Below are 26919 nucleotides of genomic sequence, written 5' to 3' on the forward strand. Positions count from 1 at the left end.
GGTGCGGCCCGAACAGGAGCGGGCCGCGACGGGCCTTTCCTACGAGACTCCTCCGTCACGGCGGCCTCGGCAAACGCAACGGCCCACTGCGCCTGACGGGTGAGCGGTGCCCCGTGCCCGTGACCGTGCGGGGACCGTCCGCGTTGCTGAAGGCATGATCTCAACACGACGTATTGCCGCCGCCGTTGGTCTCGCCGTCGGGGTCACCGGCCTCGTCGCGCCGATGGCGAACGCCGCCGACGCGCCCGCCTTCAAGGACGGCAAGGTCAGCCCGGTCGCCCTGCTGGACTCGCTCGCGGTGAGTGAAATCCCCGCCGAGCACCAGGCGGAGATCCCGAAGGTCGCCGGCCAGATGAAGGCGCTGAACCACCTGAACGACCTCCAGCAGCTGCATCAGGTCACCGACCTCGCCGCGCCGGTCACGGGACTCCTCCCCGCTGTCGAGTAGAGCCTGCGGTACTGCTGAGCACGCGCTTTCTGAGGGCCGTCCGGAAACGGACGGCCCTTCGCGTTGCCGGGACGTGTCCGCGGCGGCATTCACGTGAAGCGTATTTCGCTGGGCGAACGCGAACGTCCCGCGTGCCGCGCGCTCAGCCCGCCGTCGCCAGGAACTGCGTCGCCGCCAGCTCCGCGTAGAGCGGGTCGGCACTCACCAGCTCCCGGTGCGTGCCCACCGCGCGGACGCGGCCGGCGTCCATGACGACGATCCGGTCGGCCATCGTCACCGTGGACAGCCGGTGCGCGACGACCAGAACCGTCGTCGTACGGGCCACATCGGCGACGGTGTCGCGCAGGGCCGCCTCGTTTACCGCGTCCAGCTGCGAGGTCGCCTCGTCCAGGAGCAGCAGCCGGGGGTGGCGCAGCAGGGCGCGGGCGATGGCGACACGCTGGCGTTCGCCGCCCGAGAGGCGGGTGCCGCGGTGGCCGACCAAGGTGTCGATGCCCTTGGGCAGCCGGGCGAGCAGGCCGTCGAGGCGGGTCGTCTTCAGGACGCGGGTGACGGCGTCGTCGTCCGCGTCCGGGTTGCCGAGCAGCAGGTTGTCGCGCAGGGAACCCGACAGGACCGGGGCGTCCTGCTCCACATAACCGATGGCGGACCGGAGCCCGGACAGCTCCCAGTCCGCGAGGTCCCGGCCGTCGAGGGTGATCGCGCCGGACTCGGGGTCGTAGAAGCGCTCGATGAGGGAGAACACGGTGGTCTTGCCCGCGCCGGACGGGCCGACGAACGCCGTCATGCCCTGGGCCGGTACCTCGAAGGTCACGCCGTGGTGGACATAGGGCAGGTCGTCGGCGTAGCGGAAGCGGACGTCGTCGAAGGCGAGGGCCGCGGGCTCGGCGCCGGGGGAGGGCAACTGGGCGGGCAGGGACGGGGGTTCGGCGGGGAGTTGGAGTGCCTCCTGGATGCGGGAGAGGGCCGCGGCGCCCGTCTGGTACTGCGTGATCGCGCCGACGACCTGCTGGATCGGCTGCATGAGATAGAAGACGTAGAGGAGGAACGCGACCAGTGTGCCGATGTCGATCGCGCCGGTCGCCACCCGTGCGCCGCCCACCGCGAGGACGGTGATGAAGGCGACCTGCATCGACAGTGCGGCCGTATTGCCCGCGGCGGCGCTCCACTTGGCGGCCCGCACACTCTGCCGCCACGACTCCTCGGCCGCCGCGTGCAGGGTGCGTTCCTCGCGGTCCTCGGCGCCGGACGCCTTCACCGTGCGCAGTGCGCCGAGGATGCGTTCCAGCGAGGCGCCCATCACGCCGACCGCGTCCTGTGCCTGTCGGCTGGCCCGGTTGATGCGCGGCAGGATCAGGGTGAGCACGGTGCCCGCGCCCGCGATCACGGCCAGGGTGACGCCCAGCAGCACCGGGTCAACAAGGCCCATCATCACGACAGTTGCGACGAGCGTGAGCCCTCCGGTGCCGAGGCCGACCAGCGAATCGGTGGTGACCTCGCGCAGCAGCGTGGTGTCGGAGGTGATGCGGGCCATCAGGTCACCCGGCTCGCTGCGGTCCACGGCGGAGATCCGCAGCCGCAGCAGATACGACGACAGGGTGCGTCGGGCACCGAGCACCACCGACTCCGCGGTACGCCGCAGAACGTATGAACCCAGCGCGCCCAGCGCCGCGTTGGCGACCACCAGCGCCGACATCGCGAGCAGCGCCCCGGTGATCGTCCGGTCGTGCGACAGGTCGTCGATGAGCCCCCGTGCCACCAGCGGCAGCAGCAGTCCGGTGCCCCCGGTGACCAGCGAGAGCAGCGCGCCCGCCAACAGGGCCCAGCGGTGCGGTCGTACGTAGTCGAGGAGCAACCGCCAGGCCGGCGGAGCGCTCTGAGTCGCTGCGATGCTCACGGTGCTCCTCGGGAATCGGTCGGAGCATTCAGGCTACGTCGGTCACCGACCGCGGTGAGAGGGGCGGTGGAGGTGACGGCCATGGCGGTACGCGTGGGCCTTACCGATCAGTCACGCGTAGGGTCGTAGGCAGGGACAACGGCCGACGAAAGGGTTCAGGACCATGGCGCAGGAAGTACGCGGCGTGATCGCACCGGGCAAGAACGAGCCGGTCCGGGTCGAGACGATCGTCGTACCCGATCCCGGACCCGGTGAGGCCGTGGTGAAGGTACAGGCCTGCGGGGTCTGTCATACCGACCTGCACTACAAACAGGGCGGCATCAGCGACGACTACCCCTTCCTGCTCGGTCACGAGGCCTCCGGCATCGTGGAGTCGGTCGGCGAGGGCGTCACCGACGTCGCCCCCGGCGACTTCGTGATCCTCAACTGGCGTGCCGTGTGCGGCAATTGCCGCGCCTGTCTGCGCGGACGCCCCTGGTACTGCTTCAACACCCACAACGCGAAGCAGAAGATGACCCTTGCCTCGACCGGCCAGGAACTGTCCCCGGCCCTGGGTATCGGCGCCTTCGCCGACAAGACCCTGGTGGCCGCCGGACAGTGCACCAAGGTCGAACCGGCCGTCTCCCCGGCGGTCGCCGGGCTGTTGGGCTGCGGGGTGATGGCGGGCATCGGCGCTGCGATCAACACCGGCAACGTCGGGCGCGGTGACACCGTCGCGGTTATTGGGTGCGGTGGTGTGGGTGACGCTGCGATCGCCGGGTCCCGGCTCGCCGGGGCGGCGAAGATCATCGCTGTAGACATCGACGACCGGAAGCTGGAGAAGGCCCGCTCCATGGGGGCCACGCATACCGTCAACTCGAAGACGAACGACCCCGTCGAGGCGATCCGCGAACTCACCGGTGGCTTTGGTGCCGATGTCGTCATCGAGGCGGTCGGCCGCCCGGAGACGTACAAGCAGGCCTTCTACGCCCGTGACCTCGCCGGCACGGTCGTCCTCGTCGGTGTCCCCACGCCGGAGATGAAGCTCGAACTGCCGCTCCTGGATGTGTTCGGGCGTGGTGGCTCGCTCAAGTCGTCGTGGTACGGCGACTGTCTGCCTTCCCGCGACTTCCCGATGCTCATCGACCTGCATCAGCAAGGGCGCCTGGACCTGGCCGCGTTCGTGACGGAGACCATCCAACTCGACGAGGTGGAGAAGGCGTTCGAGCGGATGCACGGTGGCGATGTGCTGCGTTCGGTGGTGGAGCTGTGATGGGCGCTCGTATCGAACACCTCGTCACGTCAGGGCAGTTCACGCTCGACGGCGGCACCTGGGACGTCGACAACAACGTGTGGATCGTGGGCGACGACCACGAGGTCGTCGTCATCGACGCGGCCCACGACGCCGACGCCATCCTCGCGGCGATCGGCGACCGCAGGCTGACCGCGATCATCTGCACCCACGCCCACAACGACCACATCGACGCCGCACCCGAACTCGCCGACCGCACCGGCGCCACGATCTGGCTGCACCCCGACGACCTGCCGCTGTGGAAGCAGACCCACCCCGACCGCGACCCCGACGCCCATTTGGCCGACGGTCAGGTGATCGAGGCCGCAGGTGCCGACCTGAAGGTCCTGCACACGCCCGGTCACGCGCCCGGCGCGGTGTGCCTGTACGACCCCGGGCTCGGCACGGTCTTCACCGGTGACACGCTCTTCCACGGCGGGCCGGGGGCCACGGGACGGTCGTACTCCCACTTCCCGACGATCATCGACTCCATCCGGGAACGGCTGTTGACCCTCCCGCCCGAGACGAAGGTCCTGACGGGGCACGGTGACTCGACGACCGTCGGCGCGGAGGCCGCGCACCTGGAGGAGTGGATCGCGCGCGGCCACTGAGACACCGGCTAATACCCGACAGAGGGTGTCCGGCTTCTCCTGCACGATCGACGTGACAAAGGTCGAACGAGCACGGGAGGTCGGACATGCCGGGCCCACTGGAAGGCAAGGTCGCGCTGGTCGCGGGGGCGACGCGCGGAGCGGGACGCGGGATCGCCGTGGAACTGGGCGCGGCCGGTGCCACCGTCTACGTCACGGGACGCAGTACCCGCGCGCTGCGCTCCGAGTACGACCGGCCCGAGACCGTCGAGGACACCGCCGACCTGGTCACCGCGGCCGGCGGCCAGGGCATCGCCGTACCCACGGACCACCTGGAGCCGTCGGCCGTACGAGCCCTCGTCGACCGTGTCGACGACGAACAGGGCCGCCTCGACATCCTCGTCAACGACATCTGGGGCGGCGAGCACCTCTTCGCCTGGGACACTCCCGTCTGGGAACACGACCTCGACAAGGGGCTCCGGCTCCTCCGGCTGGCGGTCGAGACACACGCGATCACCAGCCATCACGCCCTGCCCCTGCTGCTGCGTCGGCCCGGCGGCCTGGTCGTCGAAGTGACCGACGGGACCGCCGAGTACAACCGCGACACCTACCGCGTCTCCTTCTTCTACGACCTCGCCAAGTCGTCCGTCCTGCGCATGGCCTTCGCCCTTGGCCACGAACTCGGCCCACGCGGCGCCACCGCTCTGGCGCTGACCCCGGGCTGGCTGCGGTCGGAGATCATGCTCGACCAGTTCGGCGTCCGCGAGGAGAACTGGCGCGACGCCCTGCACCGCGTACCCCACTTCGCCATCTCGGAGACCCCGCGCTACGTCGGCCGCGCTGTCACCGCCCTCGCCACCGACCCCCAAGTGGCCCGCTGGAACGGGCAGTCGCTGTCCAGCGGCGGACTCGCCCCGGTGTACGGCTTCACGGACCTCGACGGCAGCCGCCCGGACGCGTGGCGGTACCTGGTGGAGGTGCAGGACGTGGGGAAACCGGCGGACACGAGCGGCTATCGGTGAGTTCACGCGGGGCGGGCGGGCGCCAGCGCCCAAGCGGCCGAGTTGCCTGGCGGCAGGGCCAAGTCGTCGCGTACGGCCGCGTAGTAGCCCTGGCGTCCTTCCCGCTGTCGCTGCAGCAGGTCCTGCCACGCCTCCGGATCGTGCGTGCCCTCGCGCAGGAACCTCTCCATCGCCAGCAGGGCGGTGACCCAGACCCGTGCCTTCGCCACCACATCCGCGCTGCCCAGCATGAGCAGTGTCTCTCCGGCCGGATCCCCGGCCGCGGTCGCCTCGGCCATCAGTGGCGCGGCCTCCGCAGGGGTTAGTGGATACGGATGCGGGTCGTTGCCGAGATGGGACGCGACCCGGTACGTCAGGGTCACGGACTTCTTCAGCGTCCGCGCGTACTCGGCGTACACCTCCAGCCGCCGCTCCTCCCAACGGGCTTCCCGCTCACGACGGAACCTCACCCGCTCGCCGCGCACGACCGCCACATAGGAACCGAGGGCGCCGATCACCACACCGATGAGCGCGGGAAGTTGTTGTATGAACGCGTTCATGTCCGCACGCTATCTGCCGAGTTGATCGTTCCGGCAGTAGGTTCGCGTTCATGACTGACACAACGCGCTTCGAGGGGTACGGAGTTCTCGTCACCGGCGCGGCCCGCGGCATCGGTGCGGCCGTGTCCCGGCGGCTCGCGGAGGAGGGGGCGCGGGTTCTGATGACCGACGTCGATCTGCCCGAGGCGGAGAAGACGGCGGCGGCACTGCGCGAACTCGGCCTGGCGACCGAGGCGTTCGGGTGTGATGTGGGGGACCGGGAGGCGGTGGAGAGGGCCGTCGCCCGGGCCGTCGAGTCCTTCGGGGCGCTCGACGTCCTGGTCAACAGCGCCGCGCACTGCACGCCCGACCTCCCGCTCTTCGAGGACGAGCCCGACGACGAGTGGGCACGCGACCTCGACATCACGTTGACGGGACCGTACCGCTCCTCCAAGGCAGCACTCCCGCACCTGGTCGCCTCCGGACGCGGAGCCGTCGTCAACATCGGCTCCGTGAACGGGACTCAGGACTTCGGCAACCACGCCTACAGCGCGGCCAAGGCCGGACTCGCCTCGCTGACCCGCACCCTCGCCGGACACGCCGGCCGGCGCGGCGTGCGGGTCAATCTGGTGATGCCGGGCACGGTACGGACCTCGGCGTGGGAGGGCCGGGACGACGAACTGGACGCGGTACGCGGGCTGTATCCGCTCGGCAGGGTCGGTGAGCCCGAGGACATCGCCGCGGCCGTCGCGTTCCTCGCCTCGCGGGACGCCTCGTGGATCACCGGTACCACGCTCACCGTCGACGGAGGGCTGACCGCGGTCAACACCGGTTTCCTGCGGGCCCTTTCAGCCCGGGAGGTCCACGGGCAGTGAAGCAAGCGCCGCCAGCACCCGGTCCGTATCGGCCTCGGACGTACGCCAGTTGCTGAACGCGGCCCGGAGCGAGGGCGTCCCGTCGTACACCGTCGGCGTCAGGAACGCCTCACCGGTGGCGGCGACGGCCTCCGCCACGGCGGCCACCCGCTCCTGCGTGGGGTTCTCGGCGACGGTGAAGCAGACGACGTTCAGCCGGACCGGTGCCGACAGCCGCAGACCCGGGAGCGCGGCGATGCCCTCGCCGAGGCGGTGGGCGAGGGCGACGTTGCGCTCGACGATCTCGCGGTGCCCCGAACTGCCGTACGCCAGAAGGGAGAACCAGGCCGGGAGGGCGCGCAGCCGTCGGGAGTTCTCGGGGGTGAGGTGGAGGAAGTCCGGGTCGCCGGTCGGCAGGCCGAGATACGGGGACGCGTTGTGGAACACTCTGGTCTGGAGGTCGCGGCGACGGGTGAACTGGACGGCCGCGTCGTAGGGCACGTTGAGCCACTTGTGGAGGTCGACGCAGACCGAGTCGGCCGCGTCGAGGCCGTCGACGAGGTGGGCGTACGCGGGGGAGAGCGCGGCGAAGCCGCCGAAAGCGGCGTCCACGTGCAGCCAGAAGTCGTGCCGTTCCTTGAGGGCGGCGATCGACCGCAGGTCGTCGAAGTCGACGGTGTTCACGGTGCCGGCGTTCGCGACGACGATCGCCGGACGGCCGTCCAACTCGGCCAGCGCTGCGTCGAGTTGGGCCACGTCCACGGCCTCGCGGTTCCCGGCGAGCACGGGCACATGGCGCAGCCGGTCCCGCCCGATGCCCAGCACGGACAGTGCCTTGGTGACGCTGGAGTGCGGGCTGCCGGAGAGCACGTCGACCGGGCCGAGCGCGGCGAGCCCGTCCCGGGACACGTCCACGCCCAGGCGCTCGCCCAGCCACTCGCGGGCGATCGCCAGCCCGACCGTGTTGGACATGGTCGCGCCGGTCACGAAGGCCCCGGAGTGCGCCTCGCTCAGCCCGAACAGCTCGCGCAGCCAGTCGACCGTCTCCCGCTCCAGCGCCGCCGCCCAGGAACCGGCCGCCCCGGACACGTTCTGGTCGTACGCGCTCGTCAGCCAGTCCCCGGCGACCGACGCGGGCGTCGCACCACCGGTCACGAAGCCGAGGTAGCGCGGGCCCGCCGACCCCGAGAGTCCGGGCGCCCACCGCTCGGCGAACCGGGTGAGAGCCGCCTCGCCACCGGCCCCCTCGACCGGCAGCGGCTCCCGGTCGGGCGCCTTGTCGAGCCGGGCGACCGGCCGCTCGTCCACCCCGGCCAGCTCGCGGGCGGCGACGTCACGGGCGGACTGGAGGAGCGCGGGGAGCCGGGAGAGATCGTCGGCGAGAGTGCGGTGCATGGCGGCAGCGTAGGCGGCGGTGGCGGGAGGGGTATCGGGCCACTTCGGGGGAACTGGACTGCTGAGTGGCGCACGGCCACCGGTGCGCACGGTGACCGTCAGGCGAGGAATGTCACCGTTTCGTCGCAGCGTGACCAGCACTACAACCTCGACCGGCATACTCCGGTCTAGGTGGCAGAGATCGCAGTTCTTGCCGACGGGGAGGGTTCGACATGGGGGACATACGCAGACGAGGTGCCGTGGTGCTCGGTATCACCGGGCTGGTGGCACCGCTCACGCTCGTGCTGGGCAGCACGCCGGCGATGGCGGCGAGCTGTACGACGCAGACGGGGCCGTACCAGAAGCAGGTGGAGAAGTTCCTCGGCCGGCCGGTCGACGGCAAGCAGTCCGTCGCCGACTGCAAGGCCATACGGAGCTTCCAGACCAAGCACGGCATCACACCGAACATCGGCTACGCGGGTTCCGTCACCTGGGGCGTGATGGACCTGATGAACAAGCAGAAGGCCGTGGGCAACAAGCCCAACAAGGACGGCAAGTGCCCGACGAACAAGGGCCGGATCGCCTGCGTCAACCTCACGCTCCAGATCAGCTGGATCCAGGACGGCAGCCGCCTCGTCTACGGCCCGGTCCCGGTGCGCACCGGTCGTAACGGCTACGAGACCCGCACCGGTCTGAAGAAGATCTACTGGCGGGACATCGACCACGTCTCGAACATCTACAACGTGCCCATGCCGTACAGCCAGTTCTTCGACGGCGGCCAGGCCTTCCACTCGGTCAACCTCAGCATGTGGAACCCGCCGGGCTCGCACGGCTGCGTCAACATGACCCCGGCCACCGCCAAGAAGTACTGGTCGCTGCTGAAGAACGGCGACGACGTCTTCGTCTACGGCCGCAAGCCGGGCACCTGACAGTCGGTCACCCGGCTTGCGCACCAAGCCCGTTACTCGGGCGCGTCTCCGAAGTCCGGGATCTCCAGCCTCGCCCCGCCCTGCCGTGCCGAGTCGTGCGCGATGATGCCCGGCAGGGTGTAGCGGGCCGCGACCCACGCGTTGACGGACGGCAGGGTGCGGGAGTTGACCGCGGTCACGAAGTCGTCCGCCAGGAAGTGGTGGCTGCCCTCGTGGCCGTTGTGCAGGTTGTCGAACTCCCGCGGCAGCCGCGACCGGTCGTGCACCGGCGCCGAGCCCGAGGTGAAGGCGGCCCGAAGATCCGGCGCGATGTGCTGGAGTGACGGATCGTCAGGAGACATGGTGGGCTTGGGCTCCAGCAGCTCGCTGATGTCCTGCACCCCCTTCTTGTCCTGCCAGAAGGCCACCGTCGCCAGCTGCTCCATGCTCGCGTCGGTCCCGAAGAACCGGAAACGCGACTCCCGGATCTGTGAGGGATAGCCCACCCGTCGGAACTCGTTCGTACGGAACGAACCGCCGCCCGCCACCTCGAACAGCGCGGTGGCGTTGGAGAAGTCGTTGCCGAACTGGCTGACCTCCTTGTCGAAGACACCGTCCCCGCGTTCGTCGACGACCCCGATCGCGGACACGCTCACGGCGTGCGTCTGCCAGGCGCCGAGCACCCCGCCGACCGAGTGCGTCGGGTACAGCAGCGGGGGATAGCTGGCGGTGGCCTTCCAGCCCTCGCCGCCGCTGTACTGGTACGCCTCGTAGAACCCCAGATCCATGTCGTGGACGTAGTCGCCCTCGGCGTAGAAGATCCGCCCGAAGGCGCCCTCCGCGATCTGGTTGCGGGCGTGCACGGTCGCCGGGTTGTACTGGCTGGTCTCGCCCATCATGTACGTCAGTCCGGTCGCCTTGACCGCGTCGATGATCGCCGCGATCTCCTCCGTGCTGATCGCCATGGGGACCGCGGAGTACACGTGCTTTCCGGCGCCGAGCCCCTGGAGGACCAGCGGGCCGTGCGTCCAGCGCTGGGTGAAGATCGCGACGGCGTCGACGGCCTTCGACTCCAGCATCGCTTCGTAGGAGGGGAAAGTGCCCGCCAGCCCTTGTTCGGCGACCAGTTGCTCCGCCCGCTCCGGCAGGAGGTCGGTGACATAGACCTCGCTCACGCCCGGGTGGGCCTGGAACAGTCTGGCGAACTGGCCCGAGAACTGGCCTGCTCCGACGATGCCGAGGGAGAACGTCATAGGTGCGTGTCCTTCTCTGACGAGATTTTCACTGACTCATGAGTCGTCGACCGACGAGTCACTGACCGAGGATGAAGTTGATCTGCTTGTTGGTCTTGCCCAGGCCGCTGACCGGTGCGTCATTGGCGTAGACGTCCTGCATGGCGGGGCGCATCAACGCGTACACGTCCGCCGAGTAGTTGGTGATCGGGAAGGAGAAGGTGGCGAAGTCCTTCTTGTCGGCGACCGGCCGGGTGAAGGCCGTGACGTCGATGCCCTTCTTCTTGTAGGCGGCGACGGCGGCCTCCGTGCCGTCCGGGGTCGCGGGGAAGACGATGCCGTAACTCCCCACCGTCTTCTGGCAGTTGTTCGACGACAGGTAGGTCACCCACTTTCGCGCGCCCGTCTTGTTGTGGGCGTTCTTGGTGATCGAGTCGGCCAGTCCGTTCATCATCGTCGCCCGTTTCCCGGTCGGACCGGTAGGGGTGTATGCGGTGTTGACCTTGATGCCCTTGGCCGCGGCGTATGTGGAGATCATCCAGGCGCCGTCGAACGCGGTCGCCGCCTTTCCGGCCGCGATCTGCGCGTTGGGCGGGTTGGCGCCGTCGCTGTAGTCCGTGAACGGCGCGAGATAGCCCTTCTTCGCCAGGCCGAAGTACCACTTGATCGTCGACTGGTAGGTCTTGTTGTCGTACTGGAACTTCGTGCCCCAGCGCTTCTTGTCCGTGTAGTTCCAGCCTGCCGAGGCGGTGAAGGGACTCCACGTCGTCTGACCGTCGGAGTCACCGGCGCCCCCGGTGGCCATGCCGTACACCTTGACGTGGTGCTTGTCGAAGCCGGGTTCGTCGCCGCGCTTGCCGTTCTTGTCGATGGTCAGATGGGCGATGGCCTTCTCGAAGGTGCCGCCGTCCGTCGGGTTCCAGGACAGGCTGTTCAGCTGCTCCGCGCTCAGCCCCGCCGAATTGGCCATCTTCTGGTTGTAGAAGAGGGCGACCGTGTCCCAGTCCTTCGGCGTGCCGTACTGATGCCCGTCCTGGCCCTGCCAGTTGGCGGCAAGTCCGGGCTGATAGGCGGACGGGTCGACGCCGAGGTCGTCCAGCGGCTGGAGCACCTTCAGGTCGGCGAACTGGCCGAACTTCTGGATGTGGTCGGTGAACACGTCCGGTTGGGTGCCCGCGATGAAGCTCGCGGTGAGCTTGGTCCAGTAGTCGGCCCAGCCCAACTGCGTGATGTTCACCTTGAGTCCGGGGTTCTGCTGTTCGAAGCCCTTCGCGCAGGCCTGGTAGGCGGGGAGTTGGTTGGAGTCCCACAGCCAGTACGTCACCGTGTTCGAGGCCGATCCCACGGAGTCGCCCTTCGCGCAGCCCGCCGTCAGGGACAGCGCGAGCGCCCCGGTCAGTGCCATGACCGTACGAAATCGCATGCCCTGCCCCTTACTTGATTCCGGTGAAGCTGATGGAGCTCACGATGCGGCGTGCGAACACCGAGAACAGCACGAGCATCGGGAGTGCGGCGATGAGGGTCGCCGCCATCAGGCCCGACCAGTCGTAGCCGGTCTGCGGGGTCTGCGAGCGGAAGATGGCCAGCGCCACCGACAGGACACGGGAACTGTCGCTGTAGGACACCATCAGCGGCCAGAAGTAGTCGTTCCAGGACGTGATGTACGTCAGCACACCCAGGGTGAGGATCGGTGTGGACGCCATCGGGAGCAGGACCCGGAAGAAGACGCGGATCTTGCCCGCGCCGTCGAGCAGGGCGGCTTCCTCGACCTCGCGCGGGATGTTCATGAAGAACTGCTTGAGGAAGAACACCGCGAACGGCGTCATGAACATCGTCGGCAGCGCGATCCCCAACAGGGTGTCCACGAGCCCGAGTTGCTTGATGAGGACGAAGTTCGGCAGCAGGGTGAAGATCGCCGGCACCATCAGCCCGGCCAGGAACAGCCCGAACATCCGGTCCCGGCCCCGCCAGCGCAGCCGGGCGAAGGCGTAGGCGGCCATCGCGGAGAAGAACACCTGGCAGACGGTGACCAGCGTCGAGACGACCACCGAGTTGAGCAGATAGCGCCAGAACTTCAGTCCGCCGCCCGAACCGCCCTGTGCGATGGCCTCCTTGGTCGACTGGAGGCCGAGTGCTCGCTCGAAGCCGCCGGTGGTGAAGTCGACCGGCAGCGGGTCCGAGGGGTGGGCGGCGAGACCGGTGTTGGTGGAGAGCGCGGTGCGCAGGATCCAGTAGAAGGGCAGCAGAGTGATCAGCATGATCGCGGCCATCGCGACCCAGGCGGCGACCTTGCCGACGGAGGGCCGGGGCCGGGGCGGCCGTACGATCTCCTGCTTTGCCGTAGGCGTAGGGGTGTTGGGCGTGGTGGTCAGGGTGGCCATGTCGACTCCTTCCGGTCAGCCGAGGTCGGTCTGGCCGGCGCGGGTGAGCCGGTACTGGAGGAACGTGATGGCGCTCAGCACGATCAGCAGGGCCACGGACATCGCGGACGCGTAGCCGAACTGGAAGCGCCCGAAGGCGGAGCCGTAGATGTAGTACTGGAGGACGTTCGTCGCGTTCGCCGGGCCGCCCGCGGTGGTCACCGCGACCGTGTCGAACACCTGGAACGAACCGATCACCGTCATGATCAGCACGACCGCGAGGACCGGCCGCAGCAGCGGCATCGTGATCCGCCAGAACATGCGCCACTCGCTCGCGCCGTCCACCTTCGCGGCCTCGTACATGTCGCCCGGGATGGCCTGCAGCCCGGCGAACAGCAACAGCGCGGTGTAGCCGACGTGCCGCCACACGTTGATCACGGCGATCGTCGGGATCGCCCAGGTCTTGTCGGCGAGGAAGGGGATGTGGTCGAAGCCGAGCCCGCCGATGATCTCGTTGCCGATGCCGAGCTGGGTGTCGAGGATCCACAGCCAGACGATGCCGGCGACGACGTTCGACATCAGGTACGGCGTCAGCACGATCCCGCGCAACAGGGCGGACTGGGTGAGCCGTTGGAGCAGGACCGCGATGGCGAGGGCCGACACCGTCTGGATGCCGATGTTGATGAGCACGTACTCGACGGTGACCTTCAACGACGACCAGAAGATGGGGTCGTGGACCATCCGGTCGTAGTTGTCGAGGCCCACCCACTTCGCCGGTGTCAGCAGGTTGAAGCGGGTGAAGCTCAGATAGATGCCCCGCAGGGTCGGCCAGAGCAGGAAGACCAGGAAGCCCAGCAGGGCCGGGGCGATGAAGACCGCCGCCAGCCGTCCGTCGCCCCCGCCTTCACGGGCCCGCGGCCGACGGGTCGGGGGACTGCTTGAGGCGATGGTCATCTGGAGACTCCCTTGTCTACGACGGCTCGTCCTCGGGCCACTTACTTTTGTCGCGAAAGAATCCAGGCGTCAATAGCTGTGCATGGGTCTTTTCTGTGGGAGATCTCGGCCGTAGAGTGGCTGTGTTACTTCCAGAGGAAAAGAAACCTCGGGGAGGGAGACCTTGTGGGAGTGTGACCCTCATGACCACACGTGCCGCCAGCTGGCAGCCGCTGAGCCCCGGTGAACGCTCCGTCGCGATCGAGGTGCTCGTCCACGGCCCGCTGTCGCGCACCGACCTCGCGCGGCGGCTCGACCTCTCGGCGGGGAGCCTCACCCGCCTCACCAAGCCGCTCATCGAGTCCGGCCTGCTGGTCGAGGTCCCCGACGGCGGCAGCCCGGCCGAAGTCCGTCAGGGCCGCCCCTCGCAGCCTCTCGACGTGGTCGTCGAGTCCCGCACCTTCGTCGGGTTCAAGGTCACCGAGGACATGGTCTACGGCGTCGTCACCACCCTCAGGAGCGAGATCGTCGCCCGCCTGGACCGACCGCTCACCACCCACGACCCGGCCGAAGTAGCCGACCTGCTCGCGGAGATGACCGGCGAACTCACCGCGCGGTTCCCCACCCTCACGGGCATCGGCATCGGTGTCGGCGGCCTCGTCCAGGACCGCGCCGTGGTGGGGGAGTCACCCTTCCTGCAGTGGCGCGACGTCCCGCTGGCCCAACTCGTCGAGGAGCGCACCGGGTTGCCGGTCGTCGTGGAGAACGACGTCGCCGCGCTCGTCGAGGCCGAGACCTGGTTCGGCGCCGGGCGCGGCCTCGACCGCTTCGTCGTCCTCACCATCGGCGCGGGCATCGGCTACGGCCTCGTACTCGGCGGGAAGCGGGTGGCGTACGCCGAGGAGGACCGCGGGTTCGGCCGCCACTGGATCCTGAACCCCAACGGCCCGCTCACCCCGGCCGGTGAACGGGGCAGCGCCGTCTCGCTGTTGACCATCCCCAGCATCCGCTACCAGATCCAGGCCGCCACCGGCCTCGACCTGACCTACGACGAGATACTCGTCCGCGCCGCCGCCGGTGAGCCCATGCCCTCCCGGGTGATCGACGAAGCGGCCCGCGCGCTGGGCGCGTTGGTCGCCCAGATCGCCAACTTCGTGCTGCCGCAGAAGATCCTGCTCGCCGGAGAGGGTGTCGGCCTGATCGACGTGGCGGGCAAGACGGTTGACGACACGCTCCGCGCCCACCGGCATCCGCTGGCCGCCCCGCTCGACGTGGAGACGAAGGTCTCCGACTTCCATGACTGGGCCCGCGGGGCCGCGGTGTTGGCGATCCAGGTGCTGGTGCTGGGTGTGGCTGAGGTGTGAAATGCGTTACGGGGCTTGACAGATGGACGTGATCAGTAACACGGTCCGATATGTCCGGTTAGCTCGCGATTACTCACATCGCCTTCACCTACAGCGCCGTATGCTTCACACCATGTCCACCAGTGTTGATTCAGTTACCGAGCGATCGGCAGCCGAGGTCAACGAGGAGATCAGGGCCCTGTGGCTCCGATCGGGCGGGACACTGAGCGTCGAACAGCGCGAGGAGTACCGGCGGCTTGTGATGGAGTGGGCCGCCGCGGCTCCGCAGCCGGCCACGGCGGCCTGAGAGCCGCCGGGCAGACGCAGGTGTCGTAGGGATCCCGCCGCCCGGTCCTCCTCGTGACCCGCCCGCCGAACCCCTTGCCGACCCCTCCCGCGTGATCAGCCCCACATCGCCGAGTAGTGCCGCTGGAAGGCCTTGCGGTCCTGTTCCGCCCGTATCCAGCGCGTCGCCACCAGCGCGATCAGACTTCCCGCGATGACCAGCAGACCCGGCCCCACGTTCTTGGGGTCGGTGAGCCGGGCCGCCAGCGTCGTCGTGCCCGCCGTGGTGTTCGTCGCCGGCGCCGAGGTCCCGGGCGTCGCCGCACCGGCGGCTGCCCCGCTGCCGGCGGCCGAGGCGGACGGCGCGGGCGAGGCGGCCGTCTTCGGCGCCACCAGCAGCTTCACGTTCAGCGCGGCCAGCGCCTTGGTCAGCGGCTGGAAGAACGTCGTACCGCCCGCCGTGCAGTCGCCGCTGCCGCCCGACGTCACGCCCAGCGCGATGCCGTTGGCGAACAACGGGCCGCCGCTGTCGCCCGGTTCGGCACACACCGTGGTCTGGATGAGACCGGTGACCGTGCCCTCGGGGTAGTTCACCGTCGCGTTGAGCGCGGTCACCTCGCCGTCGTGCAGCCCGCTGGTGCTGCCGCTGCGGAACACCTTCTCGCCCACGGCCGCGTCGGCCAGGCCGGTGATCGTCACGCCGCTGCCGTTGCCGATCGCGACGACGTCCGCGCCCTCGCCCGCCGAACCGCTCGCGTACTGCACCAGGGAGAAGTCACTGCCGGGGAAGTTGTCGGAGACCGTCTTGCCCAACTGCTGGTCGCCCTGGTTGTTGGCGAACCAGATGGACCCGACCGGCCCGCAGTGCCCGGCCGTGAGGATGAAGTCGTTCGTCCCGTCGGTCACGTTGAAGCCCGCCGAACAGCGTCCGCCGGTCGACAGGATCGGCTGCGCGCCGTTGATGCGGGTCGTGAACTTGCCCTGCGTGCGCTGCATCTGGACCGAGGTGCCGATGCCGGTCGCGACCTTCGTCATCGCCGTCCAGGCGGCGGCGGAGACACTGCTGTCGCCCTCCACCAGCACCCTGTTGTTCCGGTAGTCCATCGCCCACGCGGTGCCCGGCACCTTGGGTGCCGAACTCAGCGTGGTGGTCGCCGAGTTCAGCTCGTTCATGCTGTAGCGCACGACCTTCGCCTCGGCACCCGCCTTCGTCACCTCGGCCGCCGTCTTCGCGTCGGTCACCGCGACGACCGTACGGCCGCCGGAGTCGACCCAACTGCCCGCCGTACGAGCAGAACCGAGCTTCGCCACCAGCGCGGACCCCTTGTCCGCGGGCGTCTGCGGCGCGCTGAGCGTGGCGGCGGACGTGCCCGAGGAGTCACTGGCCATGGCCGCCTGGGTGACCATGGCACCTCCCAGCAGGAGTCCGCCGACAGCCGTCAACCGTGTCACTCGCCGGACGACCCGTCGTCGTGCGTGCCTCATGCCTGGCTCCCGAACCCCGAACGTGCGGTGCCGAACACCGCGAGGCACTCCGGTCGTTGAGGTGCCCTTCCTCCATACGTGGCCCGGCACCGTCCCGTTCACCGTGTGGAAGATCGGCTTCAGCTGCCGGGGTTCCTGTTCAAGGACAACTGGTGCTCTACGCCGCCGTATCTCCTGCCCCATGAGCGTGCCGCGCTCAGGATGCCCGGTCGGCGCACATCCCCTTATCTTGAGCCCCATGACCAGCATCCCGCAGGACCCCTCCGGTGAACCGAATCCCCTGCGCGCGCTCACCCTCGACCGCCTGCGATGTCGTACGAGCATGAAGTGGCGCACCTATCCCGAGGACGTGCTGCCGGTCTGGGTGGCCGAGATGGACGTGCCGCTCGCCGAACCCGTGGTCCGCGCGGTCACGGACGCGCTCGCACTCGGGGACACCGGCTATCCCGCCGGTACGGCCTACGCCGAGGCGCTCACCGCGTTCGCGGAGAAGCGGTGGGACTGGGACGGGCTCGCCGTGGAACGGACGCGGATCGTGCCGGACGTCATGCTGGGCGTCGTCGAGATGCTCAGGCTGGTGACCGGGCCCGGCGACGCGGTGATCGTGAACCCGCCCGTGTATCCGCCGTTCTTCCAGTTCGTGGCGCACATGGACCGGCAGCTGGTGGAGGCGCCGCTGGGGGACGACCTGCGGATCGACCTCGGTGCCCTGGAGGACGCGTTCCGGAGGGTGGCCGAAGGCGGGCGGCGGGCCGCGTACCTGCTGTGCAGCCCGCACAATCCGACCGGCACCGTGCACACCGCCGCCGAACTGGCCGCCGTCGCCGCCCTCGCCGAGCGGCACGGCGTGCGGGTCGTGGCCGACGAGATCCACGCACCGGTCGTCGCCGCCGGCGCGGCCTTCGTGCCCTATCTGAGCGTGCCGGGCGGAGAGAGCGGCCTGTCGCTGATGTCGGCGTCGAAGGCGTGGAACCTGGCCGGACTCAAGGCCGCCCTCGCCGTCGCGGGCCCCGCGTCCGCCGCCGACCTGGACCGTCTCCCCGAAGAGGTCGGCCATGGCCCGAGCCACGTCGGCGTCATCGCCCACACCGCCGCCCTGCGCGACGGCACCGCCTGGCTGGACGCCCTGCTGACCGGCCTCGACGAGAGCCGCCGCCTCCTCGCCGACCTGCTCGCCGAGCACCTGCCCGCGATCACCTACCGTCCGGCCGAGGCCACCTACCTCGCCTGGCTCGACTGCCGCGCACTCGGCCTCGGCGACGATCCGGCCGATATCTTCCTGCAGCGGGGGCGGGTCGCGCTGAGCCCCGGCATCGACTTCGGGACCGGTGGCTCCGGGCACGTACGGCTCAATCTCGCGACGTCTCCCGAGGTGATCACGGAAGCCGTACGACGGATGGCGGCGGCGCTGGGATGAGCCGAGCCGCAGTGCTGTCATGAACACCTGACCCGACTGCCATGATGAGCCCATGCGCGTGCTGATGCCGGTCCCCGACCGCGACTTCGACGTCACCGAGGTCGCCGTGCCCTGGCGGCTGCTCACCGACGCCGGGCACGAGGTCGTCTTCGCGACCGAGCGGGCCGGGACCCGGCCCGCGGCGGACCCCCGCCTGCTGACCGGCGTCCTCTTCGGGCAGCTCGGCGCCGAGGACGAACCGAAGCGCTTCTACGAACAGCTCACCCGGGCACCGGAGTTCAGTGCCACCGTCGCGTGGGCGGACGTGGACGTGATCGGCTTCGACGGACTGCTGCTGCCCGGCGGACACGCGCCCGGCATGCGGCAGTACCTGGGCTCGCCCGAACTGCGTTCCACAGTGGGGGAGTTCTGGTCGCTGGGCCGCCCGGTCGGCGCGATCTGCCACGGCGTCCTCGTCCTGGCCCGTACCCAGGACCCGGACACCGGCCGCAGCGTCCTCGCCGGACGCCGTACGACCTGTCTGCCCAAGTACATGGAACGTACTGCCTACTTGACCACCGCCTGGCGCCTCGGCCGCTACTACCGCACCTACCCCGCCTACGTGGAGGACGAGGTGCGGGCCGCCCTCGACGATCCCGGCACGCAGTTCGAACGCGGCCCCAAGGAGCTCACCCGGCGCGGCACCGCGAGCGACGACACGCACGCGTTCGCCGTACGGGACGGCACCTACCTGTCGGCGCGCTGGCCCGGCGACGCATACCTTTTCGCCCGCCGGTATCTCGATCTCCTGCGGGCACCGGCGGGTGCTTAGACTTCCGACCATGGACGAGACCCCGCTGGACCGGCTCGGCGCAGGCCAGTACCTGCTGATCACCAGCTACCGCAAGAACGGCTCCCCGGTCGCCACCCCGACGTGGGTGGTGCGCGACGGCGAGACACTCGGCGTCTGGACGGTCGCCGACTCCTGGAAGGTCAAGCGCATCCGGGCCCGCGCCGACGTCCTGGTGGGCCCCTGCGACCTGCGCGGCAACCCGACCGGCAACCAGGTCCCCGGCACCGCCGAGATCTGCGACGCCGAGACCACCGCCCACTACCGCAAGCTCATCACGCGCAAGTACGGCCTCACCGGGCGCATCACGCTCCTCGCCAGCCGCCTGCGCCGCGGGCTCGACGGCACCGTCGGCATCCGCGTGACGCTCACACCCTGAGGACCGACCCCTTGCACACCGAACCCAGGGAGCGCCCGTGGACCCCGCGCTGAACCCGGCCAACCTGCCGCTGCGGCAGGAGCGGGTCGTCTTCGCCCGGATGCGCAGTACCCAGGACCGGGTGGCCGACGCGATCACCGCCTTCGCCGGCACCATGCTCTTCGTCTACATCCACGCGCTGTGGTTCGCCGTCTGGATCGCCCTCAACCAAGGGCTCCTCGGGCACGCCGGGATCTTCGACCCGTACCCCTACGGGCTGCTCACGATGATCGTCAGCCTGGAGGCCATCTTCCTGTCGACCTTCGTCATGGTCAGCCAGAACCGCCAGGCGACCCGCGAGAACGTCCGCGCGGACCTCGACTTCGAGACCAACCTCCGCTCAGAGGTGTGGTCCGCACACATCGGCGCCGCGCTCGGCCTCGACCCCCGCGAGGTCGAACAACGCGTCCAGGAACTCCTCACCGAGAACCGCGCCAAGATGAACGGCGGGACACAGACGCCGAGTTGAGCAGCCGCACGATGCTGTCGCACGAGGAAGGGGCCGCAGCTCTCGCGCTGCGGCCCCTTCACTTCGTACGGCGTTGCGCTACGACGCGTCGAGCACCGTGCCGGTCAGCTCCGGTCCGCCGCTGTGCGGGTCGCCGTTCTCGTCCACGGCCTGGAAGCGCACGGATTCAGGCTGTTCGGTCACCTGGTCGGTGATCGTGGGCACGCTGATCTCGGCGCTGAGCTGCCCCGCCGGGACGGACGTCCAGAGGAACAGGCTCGACACCTTGGACAGCGGGCGCTCCGGGGCGGGTTGCTCTCCGGAGTTCTCGCTGAGCCACTGCGGGTCGACGTCCAGGGTGGACAACTCCGTGCCCGAGGCGATCGGTTGGACGAGGAACGCCGGGCTCAGCTCCACGTCGGCGAGCGCGGACAGTGTCACCTTCCACTTGAGGGACTGGCCCTCGGTGACCCGGTCGGCGACCGGTGTGACGGTGAAGGTGGGCATCGGGTCGTCGTTCTCGGTGGTCACCCCACCCCGGTGGGCGCCGACCACCGAGCCGTGCACCGCCTTCACGAACACGTCGTGCTGGACGCCGTAGTCGAAGCGCGTGTTGCCCTCGACCTTTACCGATACGTCGATGGCGTTGCCGCCGGGACGTACCGTCACCAGGCGTGATGTGTCCCGGCCGGTGGCCGGGTCGTCGACGTAGACCCGGACCTGGCCGCTGCCGTGGCCGGACACCTGGACGGGCACACGGTACGTCTTGACGCCCGAGTCGCCTTCCTTGACGGTGAGCCGGCCGATGTCGACGCGGGGCAGTGAGGCCGGGACGGCCGCCGGGGTGCCGGGGCGCCAGCCCCAGGCGTCCATCAGCCAGGCCTGGCCGGAGCGCGAACGCGGAGTCAGCTCAAGGGACTTGATCCGGCGCAGGTCGAGTCCGGCGCGGGAGGCGGCGGTCAGCGGTACGCGGACCTCGCGGGCCCAGTAGGAGGCGGTGCGCTCGGTGCCGGGCAGGCCGTCGACGCGGACCCGGCCGAGGGTCGCGCGGTGGCCGGAGGCGTCGGTCACGGAGACGTCGAGCTGGGTGCCGGTGGTGTTGGGCGGCACGATCACGCGCAGGGCGAGATCCTTGGCGCCGCCGAGGGAGACCGGCTTGTCCGGGCGTACCGTCACCTTCGCACCGGCCGCGGACCAGCGCAGCGCGACGGCGCGGCGGCCGATCTCCTTCGAGGCCTCCCAGGACGCGAAGTGCGGAGAGGCGCCCTTGGTGTCGGGGCCCAGACAGGCGACGGCCGGGTCGGGATCCACCGCGGAGCACAACTTGCCGCCGGACACGGTGACTTGACCGTCCGGCAGGAACCCGGAACCACGGTTCGCGCCCACCGCGTGGGTGAGGACCCGCGCGGGGTCGGCAGAGGGGGCGCGGCGGCCCGAGCCGTCGAGCAGCTCGCGGGCCCGGTCGTCACCGGCGACGAACAGCCGTGCCGCGGTGGCGATGTAGGTGGAGCCGGCCCTGTGCTGCTGGTCGGCGGTCAGCCGGGTCGCGGCGCCCGGCGAGCACACCGCGTCCCGCTGGTCGGGGTCGTCGTAGAAGTCGTCGGACGCGGGCGCCTGGGCCTGGCCCGGCGTCCACTCGGTGTTGAAGAAGTTGTGGTCGGCGCCCTCGACGTAGACCGCGCTGTGCAGGGCGGTTCCCTTGCTGACTCCGCGGGTGCCGTCGACGTACACCTCGCCCTGCAGGTCGGAGACGTCACCGTCGCAACCGGGCAGGATTGTCGCGGAGGGCACGTCGGCCACCGGGTTCTGGCCGAAGATCGTCGGGCCGATGAGGACGGTGCCGCGGATCTTCCACCGCACCGGGCCGTGATAGCCGTCCTGCGCGGCCGGCGGCGGGTAGAGGCTGTCCATCGCCGCCCGGTTGACGCCCTCGCCACCGCGTGAGTGGCCGATCAGCAGGACGCGGGACAGGTCGGCCCGGGGTGCGTTCCGGACGACCGGCGGTGCCGTCTCCGGGTGGGCGGACCAGTCGGCCCAGCGGGCGAGGTGCTGCCGGACCAGTGACGAACGGGCCTGTGCGCCGGCGTCCGCGACATCGCCGTCCTGGGCGTTGATGCCGTTCGCGGAGATCGACACCGTCACATAGCCCTGGGAGGCCAGGAGTTGCTGGTCGCGCAGATAACCCCGGTAGCTCGGAACCGACTTCAGGCCGGTGGGGCAGGGCCAGTCGCCGGTGATGTCCTCGGTGCCGGGCTTGTAGCAGGTGTAGTGACGGCCGTGCAGGAACAGCGCGAGAGGCCGCTTGCCGGTGGCGCCCTTCGGTGCGACCACGACGGCCTGCATCTCGACCGGCGTCGGAAACCCGGGCAGACGAACCGAGTTGAGCGTGTACTCGCCGGTCGTCGTACGGTACGCACCCGGCTTGCCGGGATCGATCGCACCGGCCGGGAGCGGGGCCGCGGGTCGGGCGGCGGCCTCCGAACGCCCCTTGCCGGAACCGGAGGTGTCACCGGCGGCGTCCAACCGCCGCCCACCGGCCAGTACTTGAAGGTCCGTCAGCTGCTCGGGCGAGGCGGCGGCGAGGCCGAGCCGGAACGTCCGTCCGTCCTTCGCCGGTCTCGGTACGCCGAGCAGTCGACCCCCGGCGTGGAACTCGACGCGCGCGTCTCCCATCGGCACTCGCGTGCCCGAGCGCCAGACCAACTGCTGTGCGGAACCCTTCCCGGTGATCCGCCAACCCGGTGGAAGGCTGCCGTTGTCGGCTGCCGCCGTGGCCGTGAACGGTCCGGCATCCGTCGGTGGCGCCGCCTGCGCCGACCCGGACACTCCGCCCGCCACCGCGAGCACCGCCGCGGCCGTGACCCATATTCGCCGGGCACGGAACAATGTGTTCTCCTCCTCGAACCCCAGACTCAGGAGCCCCGTCGATCCCGGGAGCCCCTCGCGCCCCGGAGGACGGGAAAGAGAGCCTGTGGGTTGTCTGTGCAGGAGGATTCGGTCGATCTTCGTCGGCCGGGCCCGAACTCGGCCCTCTGCTACGGCCGTTCAGGGATCGCTCGCCGATCGGTGCCGACCGGGTCGATGGTCAGTGCCAGGCCCGGTACGGCTCGTCGAGGAGCTGGAAGACGGGCTCGCCCCGCACCGGGTCCTTAGCCGTGGACAGCCGGACGCGGTCACCGCTGTGGATGCCGATGGGCGGGCCGATGACCCGGCCCCGCACCACGAACCCCTCGGCCATCTCGATCAACGACACATTGCGGGCGGCGGGCGTGTTGCGGTGCACGACCGTCGAGTGGCGCACCGTCCCGGTGCCCTCGCTGCGCTCCGTGCGCAGGTCGCCGCCCTGGCAGACCGGGCACAGGAGCCGGTGGTACATGGCTGTGCCGCACCAGGTGCAGCGCTGGAAGAGGATGGTGTCCCCGTCCGAGGTGGGCGGATCGAGTACGCCCGCCGGGGAGCCGACTGCCGGACGGGTCGCGAATCCTGAGTGGTGGTACACGCTGTCAACTCCCTGCGCTCGGCCGGAATCCCGCGTGCGCGGCCGAGCCGGGCACACAGGTGCGCGGTTCGTCGTGCCACCGTGCACGGCCACAGCGTATGGCACTCAGTGCCAGCCGTAAAGACACTGCGTACCCTTGGGTTTTCCGGTTCCGCCGTGGCCTCAGTCGCGGCCGAACGCGGACTCGATCTCCTGGACGACGCGCCACAGCGGAGCCCCGCGCCGGGAGACGACCACCACGATGTCCTCGGGCCGTTGCTCCCGCCACTCCGGCTGTGCGGCGGCGGGCCGGGCCGGCGGATGCCCGAACGCGGTCTGCACATACCCCAGGGCGTGGTCCACCTCGGCACTCGCATCGCGCTGCCCGTCCGAACGCAGCCAGGAACGCAGCGCGTTGTTGTGCGCCGCGACCACGGCCGCCGCGACCACGTCCGCCTGCAGGGTCCCGTCGCGCCGCCCGGCGAAGCGGGCGCGCAGATAGTCGGCGAGGGCACGCTCGTAGCGCCACACCACCGACAGCTCGTACGCGCGCAGCCCCGGCACCTTCTTGGTGAGGCGGTAACGCTGCACCGAGAACGTCGGGTTCTCGTTGTACATCCGCAGCACGAGCCGGGCCGCGTCGCAGACCCGTCGCACGGGCTCGTGCTCGTCGCCGCCGGACGAGAGGAAGGCCGTCATGTCGGCCAGGCAGCGCTCGTGGTCGGGGAAGACCACGTCCTCCTTCGACGGGAAGTAGCGGAAGAACGACCGCCGCCCCACCCCGGCCAGCGCCACGATGTCGTCGATGGTGGTCTGTTCGTAGCCCCGCTCCAGGAACAACTGGAAGGCGGCCGCGACCAGGGCGTCCCGCATGGGCGGCTTGGAGCTCATGGACGGGAACGTAGCACCAGGCCGGTTCGGATGGCACTCAGTGCGCATTCCGCGGGGAACTGAGTCCCCTGGAGTATCTGGAGTATCTGGAGGCGTCCCTTGTCGATCGAACCGACCGAACCGATCGAAGTGATCGATACGATCCGGCGCATAGAGTGACCGCGACCGGCTCTGCTCCAGGGGGATCCATGCGACTGCACGTCGACCAGCGCCATGAGCGGGTGCTCGAACTCGTCCGCGAGCGCGGCAGCCTCCGGGTCGCCGAACTCGCGGCCGAACTCGGCGTCTCCGCCGTCACGTTGAGACGTGATGTGGAGACACTGGCCACCCAGGGCCGGGTGCAGCGGCTGCACGGCGCCGTGGTGTGGCCGGACGAGGCCTCCGCGGAGATGGGGGCACGGCAGGAGTCCGCCGAGAGCGTCGTGATCGGAATGATCGTGCCGACCACCGCCTCGATCTTCGCCGACATCGTGCGGGGCGCCCGCGAGGCCGTGGGGGAGTGGGGCGGCCGGCTGGTGCTAGGGGTGTCCGGGTACGTCGACACGGAGGACGCCGTCCAGGCCGGGCACCTCGTCGCGGGCGGCGCCGCGGGCCTGCTCGTCGCGCCCAGCTGGTCCGGCGGCGTGCCCGTCGACGGCCAGGAACAGTGGCTCCTCGACCGGGACGTGCCCACCGTCCTGGTCGAACGCTCCGCGCCGCCCGGCAACCCCGCCGCGGCCCTCGACCGGGTGCGCACCGACCGCGCCCACGGAGCGGCGGTCGCCGTCGGCCACTTCGCCGCCCTCGGCCACCGCAGGATCACCGCGGTACTCCAGGAAGGCCCGCACGCCGCGCAGATCATCGCGGGCTACGAGTCGGCCGTGCACTCCCTCGGCCTCGACGGCGACCCGGGCGCCCCGTCCGTCCGCGAACACGGCGACTACGAGGCGAGCGTGGACTACCTGGTCGACGCGGTCCGGGCGCGCGGTGTCACCGCAGCCCTCGTGCACGGCGACGAGGACGCGATCGTGCTCGTGCCCAGACTCCAGGCACGCGGCATCCGCGTCCCCGACGACCTGGCGCTCATCGCCTACGACGACGAGGTCGCCGGACTCGCCGACGTCCCGCTCACCGCCGTCGCCCCGCCGAAGCGGTCGGTGGGGGAGCTGGCCGCGAAGCTGCTGCTGCAACGGCTCGCCGAGTGCGGGAGCGGACGGCCGCCCGCGCCCCGCCAACACGTGGAACTCCTCCCCGAGTTGAGGATCCGCGCATCCTGCGGAGGCGGAACGCTCGCCCGGTGAACACGGGTCGATCGTTTTGATCATTACGCGCGAACGCTCTCAGCCAAGGAGAACCGGCATGCCCCTCGCCCGACCCCGCATCCTGTACGTCACCGACCTGGCGTACCCGGCACGCGGGCGCCGCTACTGCGACGAGGACATCGACCTGACCTCCCGGCTGCGCGAGGACTTCGACCTGGCACTGTGTCATCCGCTGGACGCGGTCTCACTGATGGACGGCTTCGACGCGGTCGTGGTCCGCAACAGCGGTCCCGTCCTCGGGTACCAGGCGGCGTACGACGCGTTCCGCGAGCGCGCGATCAGCACCGGGGCCCGCGTCTACAACCAGCTGTCGGGCCGGGCGGACATGGCCGGGAAGCAGTACCTCCTCGACCTGAGCGCCGCCGGGTTCCCGGTCATCCCGACCGTCGACCGCGTCGAGGACCTGCACCTGCTGCCACGCACGGACCGGTACGTGGTCAAGCCCAAGCTCGGCGCCGACTCCATAGGCCTGGAGATCGTCCCGGCCGACCGCCTGCCCGCCCTGACCGACGGAAGCGTCCTGGTCCAGCCGTGCGTCGACTTCTCGTACGAGGTGTCCTTCTACTTCGTCGACCACGACCTCCAGTACGCCCTCCACGCCCCGGACACCGAGCAGCGCTGGCGGCTGGAACCGTACGAACCCACGCCCGCGGACCGGGAGTTCGCGCAGCGGTTCGTCGACTGGAACGGCATCGACCACGGCATCCAGCGCGTCGACGCCTGCCGCGCCCCGGACGGCGGGCTGCTGCTGGTGGAACTGGAGGACCTGAACCCCCACCTCTCCCTGGAGGCACTCGACGACGCGCGGCGGGACGCCTTCGTCGCCGCGCTGAAGGAGTCCCTGCGGCGGTTCGTCCGCGCGTGAGGGCGGAGCCCGCGCTGAACTCCTGGGGCCGTGGATGCGTATCTCTTCCAGGGGGATGGGGATCCGTGCGCGCGGAACGGAAGGAGAGCAGTGTGTCTACACCGCCCGAACCGGGATCGTCGTCCGGCGGCCCGGCCCTGGAACCCGCGCGGGTACTGCGCCCCCGCCGCTCCGACAACCTCGCGGAGCTGCTGCGGGAGACCCGCAGGGACTCGGCGGGCTTCGAATCCGTGGCCCTGCCCCGGCCGTTCTTCGGCTCCGACGACGAGACGCAGGAACTGCCGCCCGTACGCGGTGACTTGTACCCGGCGCCGAGCACCAGTCCTCTCGGCCCCGGTCTGCGCCGGGCCGCGATAGTCGTCGGCGTGAGTGCCGCCGCCCTGGTCGGCTTCGCCTGCGCCCTGCTGCTGCCCGGCAAGGGCGAGGCCAGCACGGCCGCATCCGTCGGGACACCCACCCCCTCGGCGTCGGTCACCGCCGCCGGCACGTCCGACCCCGACGGCGCCGGCACCCTCCGCGAAGGCGACAGCGGCCCCCAGGTCACGGAGCTCGAACAACGCCTCCTGCGCATCCCCAACGTCTACGAGAACGGCTCCACCAGCGGCCGGTACGACGCGACCCTCACAGCGGCAGTCGCCCGCTTCCAACTCTGGTACGGCATCAGGGGCGACGAGAACGGCGTCTACGGCGACGACACCCGCAAGGACCTGGAGTCACGCACGACACTCGACCACGGCCAGTAGGACAGACACC

General features: G+C 70.0%; 26 protein-coding genes. 15 read left to right on the forward strand and 11 right to left on the reverse strand.

What is annotated here, in order from left to right; genetic code table 11:
• Positions 1–154: 154 nt before the first annotated feature.
• Positions 155–448 (forward strand): hypothetical protein, encoded by a 294-nt coding sequence (locus AB0I69_RS03325; protein ID WP_363093792.1) that lies wholly within the window; start codon positions 155–157, stop codon positions 446–448.
• A 142-nt stretch (positions 449–590) separates the two neighbouring features.
• Here the strand turns inward: AB0I69_RS03325 and AB0I69_RS03330 are convergent, their stop codons facing one another.
• Positions 591–2345: an ABC transporter ATP-binding protein gene (locus tag AB0I69_RS03330; protein WP_363093793.1), complete on the reverse strand. Its 1755-nt coding sequence runs from the start codon at positions 2343–2345 to the stop codon at positions 591–593.
• A gap of 163 nt (positions 2346–2508) precedes the next feature.
• On the opposite strand from AB0I69_RS03330, the gene AB0I69_RS03335 reads away from it, so the two are divergent.
• The 3 genes from AB0I69_RS03335 (at position 2509) to AB0I69_RS03345 (ending at position 5227) form a co-directional block, all read left to right on the forward strand.
• The gene (locus tag AB0I69_RS03335; RefSeq protein ID WP_363093794.1) at positions 2509–3597 is read left to right on the forward strand and encodes an S-(hydroxymethyl)mycothiol dehydrogenase; all 1089 of its coding nucleotides are present in this window, start codon (positions 2509–2511) and stop codon (positions 3595–3597) included.
• On the forward strand, positions 3597–4226 hold the full coding sequence (locus tag AB0I69_RS03340; RefSeq protein WP_363093796.1) for an MBL fold metallo-hydrolase: 630 nt from the start codon (positions 3597–3599) through the stop codon (positions 4224–4226). Before AB0I69_RS03335 ends, AB0I69_RS03340 begins: the two co-directional genes overlap by 1 nt.
• Positions 4227–4312: 86 nt before the next feature.
• Complete coding sequence (locus AB0I69_RS03345; RefSeq protein WP_363093798.1) at positions 4313–5227, forward strand: SDR family oxidoreductase; 915 nt, start codon at positions 4313–4315, stop codon at positions 5225–5227.
• Positions 5228–5229: 2 nt separating this feature from the next.
• Here the strand turns inward: AB0I69_RS03345 and AB0I69_RS03350 are convergent, their stop codons facing one another.
• Complete coding sequence (locus AB0I69_RS03350) at positions 5230–5766, reverse strand: hypothetical protein (RefSeq protein ID WP_363093799.1); 537 nt, start codon at positions 5764–5766, stop codon at positions 5230–5232.
• Between the two features lie 50 nt (positions 5767–5816).
• Between AB0I69_RS03350 and AB0I69_RS03355 the strand changes: the two genes are divergently transcribed.
• The gene (locus AB0I69_RS03355; RefSeq protein ID WP_363093800.1) at positions 5817–6620 is read left to right on the forward strand and encodes an SDR family NAD(P)-dependent oxidoreductase; all 804 of its coding nucleotides are present in this window, start codon (positions 5817–5819) and stop codon (positions 6618–6620) included.
• Here AB0I69_RS03355 and AB0I69_RS03360 read toward each other — a convergent pair.
• A complete protein-coding gene (locus tag AB0I69_RS03360) occupies positions 6594–7994 on the reverse strand; it encodes a pyridoxal-dependent decarboxylase (RefSeq protein WP_363093801.1) in 1401 nt (466 codons plus the stop codon). The two genes, AB0I69_RS03355 and AB0I69_RS03360, sit on opposite strands and share 27 nt — an antisense overlap.
• A 212-nt stretch (positions 7995–8206) precedes the next feature.
• On the opposite strand from AB0I69_RS03360, the gene AB0I69_RS03365 reads away from it, so the two are divergent.
• The gene (locus AB0I69_RS03365; RefSeq protein ID WP_363093802.1) at positions 8207–8902 is read left to right on the forward strand and encodes a L,D-transpeptidase; all 696 of its coding nucleotides are present in this window, start codon (positions 8207–8209) and stop codon (positions 8900–8902) included.
• 32 nt (positions 8903–8934) lie between these two features.
• Here AB0I69_RS03365 and AB0I69_RS03370 read toward each other — a convergent pair whose 3' ends face one another.
• The 4 genes from AB0I69_RS03370 to AB0I69_RS03385 are packed head-to-tail and all read right to left on the reverse strand — an operon-like array spanning position 8935 to position 13427.
• Positions 8935–10134, reverse strand: a complete 1200-nt coding sequence (locus AB0I69_RS03370; protein ID WP_363093803.1) for a Gfo/Idh/MocA family oxidoreductase — start codon at positions 10132–10134, stop codon at positions 8935–8937.
• A gap of 58 nt (positions 10135–10192) precedes the next feature.
• A complete protein-coding gene (locus tag AB0I69_RS03375) occupies positions 10193–11536 on the reverse strand; it encodes a sugar ABC transporter substrate-binding protein (RefSeq protein WP_363093804.1) in 1344 nt (447 codons plus the stop codon).
• 10 nt (positions 11537–11546) lie between these two features.
• Entirely contained in the window at positions 11547–12494 is a 948-nt protein-coding gene (locus AB0I69_RS03380) for a carbohydrate ABC transporter permease (protein WP_363093805.1), read from the reverse strand.
• Between the two features lie 15 nt (positions 12495–12509).
• Entirely contained in the window at positions 12510–13427 is a 918-nt protein-coding gene (locus AB0I69_RS03385; RefSeq protein WP_363093806.1) for a sugar ABC transporter permease, read from the reverse strand.
• Between the two features lie 182 nt (positions 13428–13609).
• Here AB0I69_RS03385 and AB0I69_RS03390 point away from each other — a divergent pair, with 182 nt between their 5' ends.
• On the forward strand, positions 13610–14770 hold the full coding sequence (locus AB0I69_RS03390; RefSeq protein WP_363093807.1) for an ROK family transcriptional regulator: 1161 nt from the start codon (positions 13610–13612) through the stop codon (positions 14768–14770).
• A 100-nt stretch (positions 14771–14870) separates the two neighbouring features.
• The gene (locus AB0I69_RS03395) at positions 14871–15056 is read left to right on the forward strand and encodes a hypothetical protein (RefSeq protein ID WP_363093808.1); all 186 of its coding nucleotides are present in this window, start codon (positions 14871–14873) and stop codon (positions 15054–15056) included.
• Between the two features lie 95 nt (positions 15057–15151).
• Here AB0I69_RS03395 and AB0I69_RS03400 read toward each other — a convergent pair whose 3' ends face one another.
• Positions 15152–16519: a S1 family peptidase gene (locus AB0I69_RS03400; protein WP_363093809.1), complete on the reverse strand. Its 1368-nt coding sequence runs from the start codon at positions 16517–16519 to the stop codon at positions 15152–15154.
• Between the two features lie 238 nt (positions 16520–16757).
• Between AB0I69_RS03400 and AB0I69_RS03405 the strand changes: the two genes are divergently transcribed.
• The 4 genes from AB0I69_RS03405 to AB0I69_RS03420 are packed head-to-tail and all read left to right on the forward strand — an operon-like array spanning position 16758 to position 19652.
• A complete protein-coding gene (locus AB0I69_RS03405) occupies positions 16758–17936 on the forward strand; it encodes an aminotransferase class I/II-fold pyridoxal phosphate-dependent enzyme (protein WP_363093810.1) in 1179 nt (392 codons plus the stop codon).
• Positions 17937–17988: 52 nt separating this feature from the next.
• Positions 17989–18747 carry a type 1 glutamine amidotransferase domain-containing protein gene (locus AB0I69_RS03410; RefSeq protein ID WP_363093811.1) on the forward strand — a complete coding sequence of 253 codons (759 nt, stop codon included), beginning with the start codon at positions 17989–17991 and terminating at the stop codon, positions 18745–18747.
• Positions 18748–18757: 10 nt separating this feature from the next.
• Positions 18758–19144: a PPOX class F420-dependent oxidoreductase gene (locus AB0I69_RS03415; protein WP_363093812.1), complete on the forward strand. Its 387-nt coding sequence runs from the start codon at positions 18758–18760 to the stop codon at positions 19142–19144.
• A gap of 37 nt (positions 19145–19181) precedes the next feature.
• A complete protein-coding gene (locus AB0I69_RS03420) occupies positions 19182–19652 on the forward strand; it encodes a DUF1003 domain-containing protein (protein WP_363093813.1) in 471 nt (156 codons plus the stop codon).
• 78 nt (positions 19653–19730) lie between these two features.
• Here the strand turns inward: AB0I69_RS03420 and AB0I69_RS03425 are convergent, their stop codons facing one another.
• The 3 genes from AB0I69_RS03425 to AB0I69_RS03435 all read right to left on the reverse strand — a co-directional run bounded on the left by AB0I69_RS03425 (position 19731) and on the right by AB0I69_RS03435 (position 23982).
• The gene (locus AB0I69_RS03425; RefSeq protein ID WP_363093814.1) at positions 19731–22517 is read right to left on the reverse strand and encodes a hypothetical protein; all 2787 of its coding nucleotides are present in this window, start codon (positions 22515–22517) and stop codon (positions 19731–19733) included.
• Between the two features lie 199 nt (positions 22518–22716).
• Complete coding sequence (locus AB0I69_RS03430) at positions 22717–23130, reverse strand: zinc ribbon domain-containing protein (RefSeq protein ID WP_363093815.1); 414 nt, start codon at positions 23128–23130, stop codon at positions 22717–22719.
• Between the two features lie 162 nt (positions 23131–23292).
• Positions 23293–23982 (reverse strand): TetR family transcriptional regulator, encoded by a 690-nt coding sequence (locus AB0I69_RS03435; RefSeq protein WP_363094160.1) that lies wholly within the window; start codon positions 23980–23982, stop codon positions 23293–23295.
• A 206-nt stretch (positions 23983–24188) separates the two neighbouring features.
• Here AB0I69_RS03435 and AB0I69_RS03440 point away from each other — a divergent pair, with 206 nt between their 5' ends.
• The 3 genes from AB0I69_RS03440 (at position 24189) to AB0I69_RS03450 (ending at position 26909) form a co-directional block, all read left to right on the forward strand.
• Positions 24189–25280 carry a substrate-binding domain-containing protein gene (locus AB0I69_RS03440; RefSeq protein ID WP_363093816.1) on the forward strand — a complete coding sequence of 364 codons (1092 nt, stop codon included), beginning with the start codon at positions 24189–24191 and terminating at the stop codon, positions 25278–25280.
• A gap of 58 nt (positions 25281–25338) precedes the next feature.
• Entirely contained in the window at positions 25339–26166 is an 828-nt protein-coding gene (locus AB0I69_RS03445) for a hypothetical protein (RefSeq protein WP_363093817.1), read from the forward strand.
• Between the two features lie 92 nt (positions 26167–26258).
• A complete protein-coding gene (locus AB0I69_RS03450) occupies positions 26259–26909 on the forward strand; it encodes a peptidoglycan-binding domain-containing protein (protein ID WP_363093818.1) in 651 nt (216 codons plus the stop codon).
• The last annotated feature ends 10 nt before the right edge of the window (positions 26910–26919 follow it).

It is taken from the genome of Streptomyces sp. NPDC050508, from assembly GCF_040655155.1.
Lineage (GTDB): Bacteria > Actinomycetota > Actinomycetes > Streptomycetales > Streptomycetaceae > Streptomyces.